We start from the raw sequence: 15,275 nt of genomic DNA, 5'->3' as shown, positions 1-15,275 counted from the left end.
CACTTCAACCTTTCGCACATGCAATGGAGCCGATATGGCCAAAGAGCTGGTCATCAACACCACCGCCCACGAAACCCGGGTGGCGCTGCTGGAGAACGGGCACATCGCCGAACTCTACATCGAGCGCAACCGGGAACGGGGGATCGTGGGGAACATCTATCTGGGGAAAGTGATCCGCGTTCTCCCCGGCATGCAGGCGGCCTTCGTCGACATCGGCCTGGAAAAGGCGGCCTTTCTCTACGTCGCCGACGTCCTCGATGAAATGGAAGCGGTCGAGCAACTCATCGAGGGGCGAAACCAGCACGGCAACGCCTCCGGAGAAGACGACGAACGCCCCCCCCTCCCCCCTATCGAGGACCTCCTGCAGGAGAGGCAGGAGATCCTGGTGCAGATCGCCAAGGAGCCGATTGGCACCAAGGGGGCCCGGATCACCGCCCACATCTCCCTCCCGGGGCGCCACCTGGTCTACATGCCGACCGTCGACCACATCGGCATCTCCCGACGCATCGACAACGAGGAGGAGAAGGACCGGCTGCGGGGGATCATCGAAAAGATCCGTCCGCCGGGGACCGGCTTCATCGTCCGTACCGCCTCGGAGGGGAAGAGCGAGGAGGACCTGGTCAGCGACATGGGATTTCTCATCGGCCTCTGGGAGGAGGTCCTTCGCAACCGGGAAAACCGCTCGGCGCCCTCCCTGATCCACTCGGACCTCGACGTCACCAGCAAGGTCCTGCGCGACACCCTGACCGAGGAGGTTGATCGCATCGTCGTCGACACGAAGGAGGAATACGAGAAGATCGTCCGCTTCATCGACACCTTCGTCCCCAAACTCAAGTACGCCATCGAACTCTACGAGGACGACGAACCGATCTTCGACGCCTTCGGTCTCGAGATCGAAATCGCCCGCGCCCTCGGACGCAAGGTCTGGCTCAAGAGCGGCGGCTACATCATCATCGAGCAGACCGAGGCCCTGGTCGCCATCGACGTCAACACGGGGCGTTACGTCGGCAAGCACAACCTCGAAGACACCATCCTCAAGACCAATCTCGAGGCGCTCAAGGAGATCGCCTTTCAGCTCCGACTGCGCAACATCGGCGGCCTGATCATCATCGATTTCATCGACATGGAGAAGGAACTCCACCGCGAGAAGGTGCACTCCTCCCTCGAAGAGGCGCTCAAGAGCGACAAGAGCAAGACCAACATCCTGAAGATTTCCGAACTCGGCCTGGTGGAAATGACGCGCAAGCGGGTTCGGGAGAGCATCGGCCGCACCCTCTGCGAGCCGTGCCCCTACTGCGAGGGGAAGGGGTACATCAAGAGCCGCACCACCATGGTCTACGAAATCTTCCGCGAGCTGCGCCGGGAAATCCGCGACCTCCCCGGCTACCGGGTGACGTTGTTGGTCAACCCCGACATCGCCGCCCTCCTCTCCGACGAGGAGCATGGGGGGATCGAGGAGCTCGAGCGGCGCTTCGAAAAGCAGATCACCATCAACGCCCGCCCCGGGTTCCACCAGGAGCAGTTCGAGCTGATGATCGGCTGAGATTTTTCCCTTGACAAGGAGCCGTCGGCGGCCATATAGTTCGCCGTTACCGGCATAGTCGGACCATATTAAATTGAGAGCGAGGTGAAGTACATGTACGCGGTGATCAAGACCGGAGGGAAACAGTACAAAGTATCCGAAGGAGACCTGTTGAAGGTCGAAAAGATCGAAGGAGCGGTGGGTGATTCCATCGAGCTCGTCGAGGTCCTCATGGTCGGCGGAGAAGAGGTTAAAATCGGAGCACCTCTATTGCCTGGCGCGAAAGTTAAAGCGCAAATCGTCGAGCAGGACAAGGACAAGAAAGTCCTGGTTTTCCACTCGAAGAAACGCCAAGGCTATCGCAAGACCTATGGACACCGTCAGCCCATCACCCGCCTGAAGATTACAGGCATCGAGGCCTAAGGAGGATTACCCATGGCTCACAAAAAAGGCGTCGGCAGTTCCCGCAACGGCCGCGACAGCGCAGGCAAACGTCTGGGTGTCAAGCGCTTCGGCGGAGAGCAGGTGACCGCCGGATCGATTCTCGTCCGTCAGCGCGGCACCACTTTTCACCCCGGAAACAACGTCGGTTGCGGCAAGGATTATACCCTGTACGCACTGATCCCCGGTGTCGTCAAGTTCGAGCGCAAGGACAAGACCCGGCAGAAAATCAGCGTCTACGCCGACTGATTCGTCGGCGGCGTGGCAGCAAAAACATGAAAAAGCCCGGGGTTCGCTATCGAACTTCGGGCTTTTTCATGGTATGAAGAAGTATCCCTGAATACAGCAGGGGAGGCTGTCCTCCCCTGTCGTCATGTGCCTTCCGGCCCACGGTGTCCGGACGTTGAGAGAGAAGACCGACCCATGCAGTTCGTAGATGAAGTCAAGATTTTCGTCAAATCCGGCGACGGCGGCCGCGGCTGCCTTTCCTTCCGCCGTGAAAAATATATCCCCCTCGGCGGACCGGACGGCGGTGACGGCGGCGACGGCGGCAACATCTGGATCGAAGTCGACTCCGGGCTCTCCACCCTCCTCGATTTTCGCTACAAGGCCCATTACAAGGCCAAAAACGGCTTCCCCGGCCTGGGTAAGAACATGCACGGCAAGGGGGGGGAGGACCTGACCATTACCGTTCCGCCGGGAACGCTGATCTACGACGCCGAAACCGGCGAACTCCTCGCCGACCTCACCGAACCGGGGAGCCGATTCCTTTTCCTCAAGGGGGGGATGGGGGGACGGGGGAACGCCCGTTTCATGAGCTCGACCAACCGGGCGCCGCGACACACCCAGCCCGGACTCCCCGGGGAAGAGCGCTGGCTGCGCCTGGAGCTCAAACTCCTCGCCGATGTCGGCCTGGTCGGCATGCCCAACGCCGGCAAGTCGACCCTGATCGCCACCGTCTCGGCCGCCCGCCCGAAGATCGCCGACTACCCCTTCACCACCCTGATCCCCAATCTCGGGGTGGTGCGCTACGGCGGATACAACACCTTCGTCATGGCCGATATCCCCGGCCTCATCGAGGGAGCCAGCGAAGGGCACGGTCTCGGAACCCGTTTTCTCAAGCACGTGGAACGCACCGACCTGATTCTCCACCTCCTCGATCTCTCCGATCTGCAGGTCGGTGACCCGAAGGAAAACTTCGCCGTCATCAACCGGGAACTCTGGCGCCACAAGCCGGAGATGCTGGAAAAACCGCAGCTGGTGGTCCTGACCAAGATGGACATCACCGAGGTCCGCGAGGCCGCGGAAATCATTACCCCCTGGTTCGAGGAACAGGGGTACCGGGTCTTCGCCATCTCGGCCGTCACCGGCCAGGGCGTCGAGGAACTGATCCGGGCGGTCGGCCAGGAGCTGGATGCCCTGCGCCAGCCGGAAAAGCCGGCCGACGACGCACCCTGGTCGCCTTGACAGGCAGAGGCTCCGGCGTTAGTATCTACCCCGGTTTGACTGGACTTTCGGCACCCTATCCTCAGGCATAGTCCCCATGCGCAGGAACCTCCTTTCCCACGTCCGGCGGGTCGTCATCAAGATCGGCAGCGGCGTCATCTCGGGCGATGACGGCCTCGACAACGCCATCATCGGCGGAATCGTCGGCGACGTCGCCGAACTGCGCCGACAGGGGTACGAGGTGGTCATCGTCTCCTCGGGAGCGGTCGCCGCCGGCAAGGGGGACCTCGGCATCATCGGCCGCCCCCGCACCATTCCCCTCAAGCAGGCGGCCGCGGCCATCGGGCAGAGCCGGCTGATGCGTTCCTATAAGGAAGCCCTGCGCCCCCTGGGGCTCACCGCCGGCCAGGTCCTCCTCACCCGTGACGACCTGGCCAACCGCCGGCGCTATCTCAACGCCCGCAACACCCTGATGACCCTTCTCGAATACGGCGTCATCCCGATCATCAACGAAAACGACACCGTGGTCGTCGACGAGATCCGCTTCGGCGACAACGACAACCTCTCGGCCCTGGTCACCAACCTGGTGGAAGCCCACCTGCTGGTGATCCTCTCCGACGTCGACGGGCTCTTCGACAGCGATCCGGGGAAAAATCCCGGTGCGCAGCTGATCCCCCTGGTGGAAAGAATCGGTTCCGGCATCGAGGCCATGGCCGGAGACTCCAACTCCCACTTCGGCACCGGCGGGATGGTCACCAAGATCCGCGCCGCCAAACGCGCCAGCCTCTACGGCGTCGGCACGGCGATCATCAACGGCCGCACCCCGAAAATCCTCCTCCGCTTCTTCGCCGGCGAGGAATTGGGGACCTATTTCCTGCCGGCGCGGGACCGAATGGCGGCGAAAAAACACTGGATCGCCTTCACCAAAAAGCCCCGCGGCAAGCTCTTCGTCGACGACGGAGCGCGCAACGCCCTGGTGAGCAAGGGAAAGAGCCTCCTCCCCTCGGGGATCCAGGGGGTCGAAGGGGGATTTGACCGCGGCGACGCCGTGCGCCTGTGCACCCTCGACGGCACCGAATTCGCCAAGGGGGTCATCAACTACACCCTCCCCGAGCTGCTGCGCATCATGGGGAAGAAATCCTCGGAAATCGAGGGGATACTCGGCTATAAATACGGTGACGAAATCGTCCACCGCGACAACCTGGTCCTCGACAGCCAGGATCAGGACTGAGCCGACCGCTCGACCGGAGGCCGAAAGCCCTCTCCGACCGAATCCGCCAACGATAACCTTCGGAGTCGAAACATGTCCATTCGCGCCGAAATGCTCCAGGTCGCCCGGGAGGCCAAAGCCGCCTCCCTGATCCTGGCCACCCTCTCCTCCGCCGTCAAAAACCAGCTCCTCGAACGCATGGCCGACGCCCTGGAGAAGAACACCGAACCCCTGATCGCCGCCAACGAGCTGGACCTGGCCGCCGCCCGGAAAAGGGACATCGCCCCGGCGATGCTCGACCGTCTGATGCTCGACGAAGGGCGGATTGGCGGAATGGCCGCCGGGCTGCGCGAGGTCGCCCTCCTTTCCGACCCCGTCGGCGAAGTCACCGGCATGTGGCGCCGCCCCAACGGCATTCAGGTGGGTCGGATGCGCATCCCTCTCGGGGTCATCGGCATCATCTACGAGTCGCGCCCCAACGTCACCGCCGACGCCGCCGCTCTCTGCCTGAAGAGCGGCAACGCCGTCATTCTCCGCGGCGGCTCCGAGGCCTTTCATTCCAATTCCGCCATCGGCGAAATCCTCCGCCGGGAACTCCGCGCCCTGGGGCTCCCCGAGGGGGCGTTGCAGGTCATCACCACCACCGACCGCAATGCGGTGACCGAACTCCTCAAACTCGAGGAGGAAATCGACCTCATCATCCCCCGCGGCGGCGAGAGCCTGATCCGATTCGTCAGCGAGCATTCGCGGATTCCGGTCATCAAGCACTACAAGGGGGTCTGTCACACCTTCGTCGACGCCAGCGCCGATTTCGAAATGGCCGAGCGGATCTGCATCAACGCCAAGGTCCAGCGCCCCGGGGTCTGCAACGCCATGGAGACCCTCCTGATTCACAAGGACATCGCCGAAACCTTTGTCCCCCGCATCGCCGAAATCATGCGCGGACAGGGGGTGGAGCTGCGGGGGTGCCCCATCACCCGCGAATTCGCCGAAAACGTCAAGGAAGCGACGGAGGAGGACTGGGGGACCGAGTACCTCGACCTGATCCTGGCCGTCAAGGTGGTGGACGATCTCAGTGAGGCGATCGCCCACATCCAGCGCTACGCCTCGCTGCATACCGAGGTGATCGTCACCTCCGACTACGGCAACGCCCAGCGCTTCATCCGCGAGATCAACTCGAGCGTCGTCATGGTCAACGCCTCCTCGCGCTTCTCCGACGGCAACCAGCTCGGCCTCGGCGCCGAGATCGGCATTTCCACCTCCAAGCTCCACTCCTTCGGCCCCATGGGGCTCGAGGATCTGACCACGCGCAAGTTCGTGGTTTTTGGCGACGGGCAGATCCGCTCCTGAGCCGGTCGCAAACGCGGAGTGCCATGAAAACAGGGATTCTCGGAGGAACCTTCAACCCGCCTCACCTCGCCCATCTGCGGATCGCCGAGGAGGTGCTGGAAGCCTGCGCCCTGGACCAGGTCCTCTTCATCCCCGCCGGCGCCCCGCCCCACAAGGCGACCGCCGACGATGTCCCCTTCGCCCATCGCCTGGAGATGGTCCGGCTGGCCATCGCCGGCAATCCGGCCTTTGCCGTCAGCAACATCGAGGGGCTCCGTCCAGGAAAAAGCTATTCGGTCCACACCCTGGATATTCTCCGGGGCGAGCGCCCCGACGACGACTTTTATTTCATTATCGGCATGGACTCCTTCCGGGACCTCCCCCTCTGGAAGGACTACCGCCGTCTCTTCGAGCTGACCAATCTGGTGGTGGCGGCCCGCCCCGGGGTCGCCGTGACCGACCCACTCACGCTCCTTCCCGTTGCCATCCGGAATGAGTTCTGCTATGATGTCCCGTCAAAAACCCTCCATCACTGCGGAGGTTGCCGGATTATTTTTCTCGAGGAGACGTTTCTCGACATCTCCTCGACCCGCATCCGCCGCCTGACCGCCGCGGGACGCTCGGTTCGTTACCTGGTCCCCGAAGCGGTCGCAGACTATATTGCCATCCACAGCCTCTATGGGGGCCCCGAAAGGTCATAACACTTGTTATCAAAAGATCGTGCCATTCTGTGCGCAGCCTACGCGCTGGAAAAGAAAGCCTTGGAGGTTCGGGTTCTCGAAGTCAAGGGACTCTCCACCCTCACCGATTATCTGCTCATCGCCTCCGGCAGTTCGGACCGTCAGGTTCAGGCCGTGGCCGAAGCGGTGCGCGCCGGATTGAAGGATGAGCATGCCACCCCCCCCATGGCGGTGGAAGGGATGAAGGAGGGGCGCTGGATTCTCCTTGATTACGGCGATGTCATGGTTCATATCTTCCACAAACCGGTCCGGGATTTTTACGACCTCGACGGTCTGTGGAGCGAAGCGCCCGAAGTCGAGATCCCCGAGGAATACCACTGGGAGCGCAAGGCCAAGGCCCATTGAAGCTGCGGCTCCTCTGCGTCGGCAAACTCTCCGAGCCCTGGCTGAAAGCCGGGGCGAGCGAATACCAGGAGCGCATCGGCCGCTACCTCCCCCTGACCCTCAGCGAACTGCGGGAGGAAAAGGGGGGGGGCAAAAAGCCCGATGCCCGCTACATCCAGGAACAGGAAGGGGCGCGGATCCTCGACAGGATCCCGCCCGGCGCCTTTGTCATCGTACTTGACGAAGGGGGGAGTCCCTTCACTTCGGAGAAAGTGGCCGGACTCCTCGAACACCACATGGTTCAGGGGACGGCGGAACTCGTGATGGTCATTGGCGGCGCCTACGGCCTCAGTGCCGGGGTGAAGAAGAGAGCCGACCTCCTCCTCTCCCTCTCGGCCCTGACCCTGACCCACCAGATGGCCCGCCTCTTTCTGCTCGAGCAGATCTACCGGGGCTTCACCATCGTGCGCAACGAACCGTACCATAACCGCTGAAACTCTCCCCGCGGAAGGAGTCTCCTGGATGGACGAGCAAGAACTGAAGCAGGTCAAAAAGACCCTGCTGCAGATGCGCAAAGAATTGACGCAGGGGGTCAACGATTCCTGCGCCGCCTCCCTGGAATTCGGTCAGGACGGCGTCCCCGATATCGGCGACATGTCCTCCAACGCCTACAGCCGGGAAGTCCTCCTCAACCTGAGTGAAAACCAGCGTCTGCGCATTCGCGACATCGACGCCGCCCTCGACCGGCTGGCCAATGGCGAATACGGCATCTGTGCCCGCTGCGAGGAAGAGATCCCCCCGCGACGCCTGGAGGTCCGCCCCTTCTCCCGCTACTGCGTCGACTGCAAGACCGACATCGAAAAATTCGGCGAATAGCCCGTCTAAAAAAGCCATCAAGAAGGTGCTCCTTGGCTGCCTTCCGAGAATTTCAGCCCCCCGGCCTTGCCGTTCCGGGCGACATTTACTTAACTGTTATCGGGCTTTGGCCCAGGGGAGAACCTTATGACCCTCATGTCCCTCTTGCTGTTGGTCATCCTTTTTCTGGTCTTCTTCATCTACTTTTCCGGACTCAATCCCCAGGACATCACCATTTACTATCTCCCGGACCACGAGTTCACCTACTCGGTGGCCATCGTCGTCGTCGTCTGCGTCCTTGCCGGCCTGATTCTCGGCTACAGCGCTCACGTCTACAGCGTCCTGGCCCACCTGGCCCGGCACTGGAAGCATGACCGCCAGGAGAAAAAAGCCCGGGAAGTGGCGGCCATCTATCGCGAAGGGGTCGGCCGCCTTCTCTCCGGCGACATCAAGAAAGCCCACGCCCTGCTGCAGAAGGCCCTCGACCGCGACCCTCTACGGGTCGAGACCTACATTGCCCTGGCCAACGTCCGGCTCCAGGAAGGCGAGGCGCAGGAGGGAGTCAACCTTCTGCTCAAGGCGAAGAATCTCGAACCGAAAAGCCTCGAGGTCCTCTTTAAACTGGCCAGCGCCTACGAAGAGAGCCGGCAGGACGAGGAAGCCCTGCAGACCTACCAGTCCATTCTCTCCATCGAGAGCAACAACCGAAAGGCGCTCCGCAGCCTCCGCGACCTCCACCTGCGCAACGAGCGCTGGCAGCAGGCCCTCGAAATGCAGAAACGGATTCTGAAGGTCGGACCCGGGAGCAACCGCATCGAGGAGGAGAAAAAGATGCTCCTCTCCCTCCGTTACGAGGTGGCCCGCATCACCCTCAGCGAAGGGAAAACCGAGGAGGCCCGCGCCGTCTTTCAGGAGATCTCCCAGCAGGCCCCCGAATTCACCCCGGCACTGGTTTCCCTCGGCGACGCCCTGGTGGCCGACAACCGCCAGGAAGAGGCGGCCCGGGTATGGCAGGAGGGGTACAAATCCCTCGGCAAGAGCATCTTCCTTTCCCGCCTCGAGGATCTCTACATGGACGCCGAAGACCCCGCATCCCTCCTCACCTTCTACCGCAACGCCCTGGTGGAAAAGAGCGACGACCTGATGCTGCGCCTCTTCTTCGGCAAGTTCTGCCTGCGTCTGGAGATGGTCGACGAGGCCCTGGAGCAGCTCGAGACCGTGGAGAGCAGCGGCATCGAGTTCCCCCAGCTCCACCTCCTGCTCGCCGAGGCCCACCGCCGACGGCGCCGCACCGAAGAAGCGATCAAGGAATACAAGAAGGCTCTCGGCGTCAACAACCGCCTCCCTCTCGGCTATGTCTGCGAATCCTGCGGCGAGCGCCTTGACGAATGGCAGAGCCGCTGCCAGGAGTGCGGCACCTGGGGGAGCTACAGCCTCGCCGACCGCCATACGATCCGCAACGCCCGGCCCCTCGAGGTTCGCGAAATTCACCACGGCCAGAGGGAAGCATGGAACGAGGAGTGAAAGGGCCCGTCGCCCTCGTCATTCTCGACGGCTGGGGGATCAACGACTCCTGCGAGCACAACGCCGCCTGCCAGGCCGAGACACCGCACCTCCGGGGGCTGTTTCGCGACTATCCGACCACGACCCTGCGCGCCTCGGGACTCGACGTCGGCCTCCCCGAGGGACAGATGGGGAACTCGGAGGTCGGCCACCTCAACATCGGCAGCGGACGCATCATCTACCAGGACCTGACGCGGATCAGCAAGAGCATCGAGGACGGCGATTTTTTTACCAATCCCGCCCTCACCAAGGTCATGGACGAGACCCGCAAGGGGGGAGGGAAACTCCACCTGATGGGACTCCTTTCCGACGGCGGCGTTCACTCCCACATCACCCACCTCTACGCCCTGGTGGAACTCGCCCGCCGCCATGATCTGGCCGATGTCTGCATCCACGCCTTTCTCGACGGCCGCGACACGCCGCCGAAGAGCGGCGCCGGCTATCTCGAAGAACTCGAGGCCCGACTGGCCGAACTCGGTCTCGGCCGGGTGGCGACGGTGACCGGGCGCTTCTACGCCATGGACCGCGACAACCGCTGGGACCGGGTGGAACGGGCCTGGCGGACCCTGACTCTCGGCGAAGGAGAGGTCTTTTCCTCCAGCAGGGAGGCGATCGCAGCCGCCTATGCCGCAGACCAGAACGATGAATTCGTCGAGCCGAGGGTCATCCGGCCCGCAGGCGCTCCCGCCGCGACGATTTCGGACGGCGACGGAATGATCTTCTTCAACTTCCGCTCCGACCGCGCCCGGGAAATCACCCGGGCCTTCACCGATCCGGATTTCTCCGGGTTCCCCCGGGACCGGGTTCCGGCCCTTGCGGGCTTCGTCTGCATGAGCGAATACGACGAGACCTTCGACCTTCCCGTCGCCTTTGCCTCGGAGAGCTACCCGCGGATCCTCGGCGAGGTTGTCGCTGAGGCCGGATGCACCCAGCTGCGCATTGCCGAAACCGAAAAATACGCCCACGTCACCTTCTTCTTCAACGGCGGCAGCGAGGTCCCCTTCCCCGGCGAAGAGCGGATGCTCATCCCCTCCCCCCAGGAGGTCTCGACCTACGACCAGAAACCGGAGATGAGCGCCCCCGCCGTCACCGACGAAGTCGTCCGACGCGTCGCTTCGGGGAGCTACGACCTGATCGTTCTCAACTTCGCCAATCCCGACATGGTCGGCCATACCGGCGTCTTCCCGGCGGCCCTGGCCGCCATGGCGACGGTGGACGCCTGCGTCGCCCGGGTGGTCGACGCCGTGCTCAAGGCCGGAGGCCGACTCCTGATCACCTCCGACCACGGCAACTGCGAACAGATGGCCGATGCCGAAGGGGAGCCCCACACCGCCCACACCGCCAATCCCGTTCCGCTGATCCTCGTCGATCCCCGGCGCCGGGGGACCCGTCTGCGGTCGGGGATTCTTGCCGACATCGCCCCGACGATCCTCGAACTGATGGGGCTCGACAAACCGGCGGAGATGACCGGGCGGAGCCTGCTGCACGACTGAAGATTCACCCCCAGGAGGAGGATGGATGGTATTTCTGCGGCGCCTGCGTCATGAAGTGACCGGATTGATCCAGCTCTTTCTCCCCCCCTCCTGCCCCCTCTGCGCCCGGGAGCTGACCGGTTTCGACGGCGCACGGCTCTGCACCGACTGCCGGGAGCAAATCCCCCCCCTCTCCGCGTCCCGCTGTCCCCGCTGCGCCCTCCCCTATGCCGGAGAAACCGGTTCGAGCCATCTCTGCGAACCCTGCATCCGCAGCACTCCGCCCTTTACCGCCGTCTCGGCCCTCGGCGCCTACGAGGGGACGCTGCGCCACGCCGTTCACCGGTTCAAGTATCGCGGGGAGCTCAACCTCGACCGCCCCCTCGGGGAAATGCTCGCCGAGGCCCTCCGGCCGCTCTGCGACGAGTGGCGCCCCGACCTGCTCGTCCCGGTCCCCCTCCATCCCCGGCGCCTCCGCCAGCGCAGCTATAACCAGGCGCTCCTCCTGGCCCGGGAACTCGGCAAAAACCTTTCCATTCCCGTCGCTTCGCGACTGCTGCAGCGCCGCCGCCCGACCCCGCCGCAGCGGGGGTTGCCGGCCCGAATCCGCTGTCACAACCTCCGGGGAGCCTTTGCCCTCGAGCGCCCCTTGGCTGGGGAGCGGATCCTCCTCGTCGACGATGTGATGACCACCGGCGCCACCGCCAGCGAATGCACCCGCACCCTCCTCGCCGGGGGAGGGGGCGAAGTCGCCGTCGCCGTCCTCGGCCGCGCCCGGCGCCACCACTGAAACAGCGCTCCTTTTGCGGGGGCGCGGCAAGGGAAGTCCCGTGAACGATATCCGCCATATCCTATCCCTCGACAAGGTCCTGCAGACCATTCCCAGCGGTCTCTTCCTCGTCGACCTCGACCAGCGCATCGTCTCCTGGAACCGCGAAGCCGAACGGATCACCGGCTATGCCGCCGACGAGGTCCTCGGGAAGCACTGCTCGGTCCTCAAGGGGATCCCCTGCGGCAGCACCTGCGGCCTTTTCAACGACGCCCTCCCCAAACCGATCATCGGCGTCACCTGCTCCATCCGGACCAAAAACGACGAGCGCATTATCATCTCGAAAAATGTCGACTACCTGCGCGACGCCAGGGGGGAGATCGTCGGCGGCATCGAATCGTTCATCGACATCACCCGGCGCAAACATCTCGAATTGCAGCTGCGCCACCATGCCCGGGACCTCGAAGAGACGGTGAAGCTCCGCACTGCCGAACTCGAGGAAGAACGGGCCAGACTCGGAACGGTTCTCGACACCATGAGCGATTTCGCCTACATCACCTCCGGCGATTACCGAATTATCTTCATGAACCGGGCGATGATCGAAATCTTCGGCGACCATACCGGGAAATCTTGCCACCTCGGTTTTTACGGGAGCGAAGACATCTGTCCCCGCTGCCCGATGCCGCAGATTGACGAGGGGGGAACCGTTCGGGAAGAGCGCCATCTCGACATCAACGACCGCACCTACGAAATCATCCATACCCCCCTGCAGGCGGGAAACGGTTCGACCCACAAACTCTCCGTCTTCCGGGACATCACCGAGCGCAAGGAAGCCGAGAGGAAGCTGCTGGAATCCAATCGCGAACTCGACGCCTTCACCTACACCGTATCCCACGACCTGCGCACCCCCCTGACCCCCATCATCGGTTTCGCCGAATTTCTCCAGGAAGAATACCGGGAGAGCCTCGATGAAAAGGGGATGAAGATCCTCGCCGAGATTCAGGAGCAGGGGGAGCGCATGCTGGCGCTGATGGAAGACCTCCTCACCCTGGCCCGGGTGGGGAAGATCGAACGCGGTGCCGAAGCGGTCGATACGGCAGCGGTCGTCGCCGAGGTGCTCGATCTCCTCAGTACCGACATCAACGGCAAGGGGGCACGGATCACCCTGTCGGCGCTGCCGCCGGCGACCGTCCCGGCGACCCTCCTTTCCCAGGTCTTTTCCAACCTGATCGGCAACGCCCTGCGCTACGCCGTCGACGTCGATCCGCGCATCGAGATCGGCGGCGAGCGGGACGGGGAGCGCCTGCGCTATTATGTCCGCGACCACGGCCCGGGGATCGCCGCCGAAGAACGTCCGCGGATCTTCGACGCCTTCTACCGCGGTTCCGCCGCCAAAGCCAAAAAGGGGACGGGGATCGGCCTGGCCATCGTCCGCAAGACCGCCCGCCTCTTCGGCGGCCGGGCCTGGATCGAAGAGACTCCGGGGGGAGGGAGCACCTTCTGGGTGGAGTTCACCGACCCTCCCCCGGATTGAAAAATCACCGATCGCTTCAAAAAAGAAGAGAGCGCCGAGTTTCCCCGGCGCTCTCTTCTTTTTGTCTGATCAACACAATTTTTTTAACGCAGAGGCGCAAAGAGCGCTGAGACGCAGGAAGGCCCAAAAAAATTTCGTTTTTTTTCTCAGGTTCCCTCTGCGTCCCTGCGTCTCCGCGTTGAGGCCTGTGCCTCGGTTTGACTCCCGGTCATCGCCGGCAAAACCCCCCTCAGCCGAGCATCTGCGCCATGTCCTCCTCGACGGAGCCGATCGGGCCGATGTTGAACTTGTCGACCAGGAAACTGAGGACGTTGGGAGTGATGAAGGCCGGCAGGCTCGGTCCGAGCTTGATGTTGCGGATCCCCAGGGAGAGTAGGGAGAGAAGGACCACCACCGCCTTCTGCTCGTACCAGGAAAGGACGATGGAGAGGGGGAGATCGTTGACGCCGCATTTGAAGGCGCCGGCCAGAGCCAGGGCGATCTGCACCGCCGAATAGGCGTCGTTGCACTGTCCGACGTCGAGAAGCCGGGGGATGCCGCCGATATCGCCGAGTTGGAGCTTGTTGAAGCGGTATTTGCCGCAGGCCAGGGTGAGGATCACCGTGTCCTTCGGCAGCTGCTCGGCAAAACGGGTGTAGTAGTTGCGCCCGGTCTTGGCGCCGTCGCAGCCGCCGATGACGAAGAAGCGGCGGATCGCCCCGGTTTTCACCGCCTCGATGACCTTGTCGGCGACGCCGAGAACCGCCTGGTGGCCGAAACCGACGGTGATCTCCTGGCCGGGCTTCTCCTCGAAACCGGGGGAGGCCAGGGCCTTGTCGATGACGGCGGAAAAGTCCCAGCCGTCGATATGCCGGACCCCCGGCCACTTCACCCGCCCCCAGGTGAAGAGCCGATCCTTGTAGCTTTCCGCGGGACGCTGGATGCAGTTGGTGTTGAAGATCATCGCCCCGGGGAAATTCTGGAACTCCTTGCCCTGGTCCTGCCAGGCGCCGCCGTAGTTGCCGGCCAGATGGGGGTATTTCTTGAGCCCGGGATAGCCGTGGGCCGGGAGCATCTCCACATGGGTGTAGATATGGATCCCCTTGCCGGCCGTTTGTTTGAGGAGTTCCTCGAGCATCTTCATGTCATGCCCGGAAACCAGGATCGCCTTGCCGGCGCGGGTGCCGAGATTGACCTTCGTCGGGGTCGCGGCCTGATAATGCTCCACATGGGCCTGGTTGAGGAGGCCGGTGCATTCGATGTTGACCTTGCCGCACTCCATGGCCAGGCCGACGAAATCCATCAGCCCCAGGGAACGGTCGAGGGTGCTGCCCATCGCCCGGTGAATAAAGGCATAGATTCCGTCGTCGTCCTTGCCGAGAATGTGGGCGTGGTCGGCGTAGGCGGCCATCCCCTTGCACCCGTAGATGAGGATCTGCTGGACCGAATGGATATCGGGATCGAGGCTCGGATCCTTCACCGGATGTTTCCTCCCCTCCTCCACCAGATCTGAAAGGGTCGTCTTCGGCACCCAGGGGGCGGCCCCCTCGGGGACGGTTCCGGCAAAGGGGGCGCCATTGGCCTTTTCGAAGAGGGCACGGGCCTTCTCCCGCATCGCCGCGGTCTGACGCACCACCTTGCCCAGGCTCTCGGGGTCGAAGTCGACATTGGTCACGGTGGAGAAGAGGGCCTCGATCATGAAGACGTCGATTTCCCGATCGATCGCCCCCTTCTTCCGCGCCAGATCGGCCCAGAATCCCAGGCCCTTGAGCCCCCAGACGATGAGATCCTGCAGGGCTGCGACGTCGGGCTGTTTGCCGCAGACGCCGACGACGGTGCAGCCGGTTCCCTGGGCGGCCTGCTCGCACTGGTAACAGAACATCTCTGCCATCATCTCCTCCTTTATGGTTTTGGTTTGCAATCCTGTGGACGGCGCCATGAATACCGACCAAGGTTACCAGAGGACGAGCAAATTTCCAGCAGGGCCCTCCTCTCCCGTCAGGGAACGCCCCTTGTTTCCCTCGTCCTCTCATGCTATGAGTGCCCCATGACCCTCCTGTGCTGCTATGGACCGTCGTCGGATCGGAGGCG

15 protein-coding genes are annotated in these 15,275 nt (G+C 63.1%); 14 read left to right on the top strand and 1 reads right to left on the bottom strand.

The features are described from left to right. Window positions 1-34: 34 nt before the first annotated feature. From DSOUD_RS02485 to DSOUD_RS02420, 14 genes are all read left to right on the top strand, one after another. Entirely contained in the window at window positions 35-1,543 is a 1,509-nt protein-coding gene (locus DSOUD_RS02485) for an Rne/Rng family ribonuclease (RefSeq protein ID WP_053549518.1), read from the top strand. Window positions 1,544-1,636: 93 nt separating this feature from the next. After that, window positions 1,637-1,945 (top strand): 50S ribosomal protein L21, encoded by a 309-nt coding sequence (rplU, locus tag DSOUD_RS02480; protein ID WP_053549517.1) that lies wholly within the window; start codon window positions 1,637-1,639, stop codon window positions 1,943-1,945. A 12-nt stretch (window positions 1,946-1,957) separates the two neighbouring features. Next, complete coding sequence (gene rpmA, locus DSOUD_RS02475) at window positions 1,958-2,212, top strand: 50S ribosomal protein L27 (protein WP_053549516.1); 255 nt, start codon at window positions 1,958-1,960, stop codon at window positions 2,210-2,212. 174 nt (window positions 2,213-2,386) lie between these two features. Beyond that, window positions 2,387-3,430 (top strand): GTPase ObgE, encoded by a 1,044-nt coding sequence (gene obgE, locus DSOUD_RS02470; protein ID WP_053549515.1) that lies wholly within the window; start codon window positions 2,387-2,389, stop codon window positions 3,428-3,430. Between the two features lie 76 nt (window positions 3,431-3,506). Further along, window positions 3,507-4,640 carry a glutamate 5-kinase gene (gene proB / locus DSOUD_RS02465; RefSeq protein WP_053549514.1) on the top strand — a complete coding sequence of 378 codons (1,134 nt, stop codon included), beginning with the start codon at window positions 3,507-3,509 and terminating at the stop codon, window positions 4,638-4,640. Window positions 4,641-4,712: 72 nt separating this feature from the next. Further along, complete coding sequence (locus tag DSOUD_RS02460) at window positions 4,713-5,969, top strand: glutamate-5-semialdehyde dehydrogenase (protein ID WP_053549513.1); 1,257 nt, start codon at window positions 4,713-4,715, stop codon at window positions 5,967-5,969. Between the two features lie 23 nt (window positions 5,970-5,992). Then, the gene (gene nadD / locus DSOUD_RS02455; RefSeq protein WP_053549512.1) at window positions 5,993-6,649 is read left to right on the top strand and encodes a nicotinate-nucleotide adenylyltransferase; all 657 of its coding nucleotides are present in this window, start codon (window positions 5,993-5,995) and stop codon (window positions 6,647-6,649) included. 3 nt (window positions 6,650-6,652) lie between these two features. Next, window positions 6,653-7,033: a ribosome silencing factor gene (gene rsfS, locus DSOUD_RS02450; RefSeq protein WP_053549511.1), complete on the top strand. Its 381-nt coding sequence runs from the start codon at window positions 6,653-6,655 to the stop codon at window positions 7,031-7,033. Next, a complete protein-coding gene (locus DSOUD_RS02445; protein ID WP_053549510.1) occupies window positions 7,030-7,506 on the top strand; it encodes a 23S rRNA (pseudouridine(1915)-N(3))-methyltransferase RlmH in 477 nt (158 codons plus the stop codon). Before rsfS ends, DSOUD_RS02445 begins: the two co-directional genes overlap by 4 nt. Before the next feature lie 28 nt (window positions 7,507-7,534). Further along, window positions 7,535-7,888, top strand: a complete 354-nt coding sequence (locus DSOUD_RS02440; protein WP_053549509.1) for a TraR/DksA family transcriptional regulator — start codon at window positions 7,535-7,537, stop codon at window positions 7,886-7,888. A 126-nt stretch (window positions 7,889-8,014) separates the two neighbouring features. Continuing rightward, window positions 8,015-9,391, top strand: coding sequence for a lipopolysaccharide assembly protein LapA domain-containing protein (locus DSOUD_RS02435; protein WP_053549508.1), 1,377 nt, complete (start codon window positions 8,015-8,017; stop codon window positions 9,389-9,391). Continuing rightward, the gene (gene gpmI / locus DSOUD_RS02430) at window positions 9,388-10,923 is read left to right on the top strand and encodes a 2,3-bisphosphoglycerate-independent phosphoglycerate mutase (protein ID WP_198300392.1); all 1,536 of its coding nucleotides are present in this window, start codon (window positions 9,388-9,390) and stop codon (window positions 10,921-10,923) included. The genes DSOUD_RS02435 and gpmI overlap by 4 nt, the downstream gene beginning before the upstream one ends. A 25-nt stretch (window positions 10,924-10,948) precedes the next feature. Beyond that, on the top strand, window positions 10,949-11,692 hold the full coding sequence (locus DSOUD_RS02425; protein ID WP_053549506.1) for a ComF family protein: 744 nt from the start codon (window positions 10,949-10,951) through the stop codon (window positions 11,690-11,692). 40 nt (window positions 11,693-11,732) lie between these two features. Continuing rightward, complete coding sequence (locus DSOUD_RS02420; RefSeq protein ID WP_053549505.1) at window positions 11,733-13,205, top strand: ATP-binding protein; 1,473 nt, start codon at window positions 11,733-11,735, stop codon at window positions 13,203-13,205. A 229-nt stretch (window positions 13,206-13,434) separates the two neighbouring features. Here the strand turns inward: DSOUD_RS02420 and hcp are convergent, their stop codons facing one another. After that, entirely contained in the window at window positions 13,435-15,066 is a 1,632-nt protein-coding gene (gene hcp / locus DSOUD_RS02415; protein WP_082351380.1) for a hydroxylamine reductase, read from the bottom strand. Window positions 15,067-15,275 lie beyond the last annotated feature (209 nt).

Source organism: Desulfuromonas soudanensis, from assembly GCF_001278055.1.
Classification (GTDB): domain Bacteria; phylum Desulfobacterota; class Desulfuromonadia; order Desulfuromonadales; family WTL; genus Deferrimonas; species Deferrimonas soudanensis.
The sequence above is the reverse complement of the archived record's forward strand: the minus strand, read 5'-3'. Positions and strand labels throughout refer to the sequence as shown.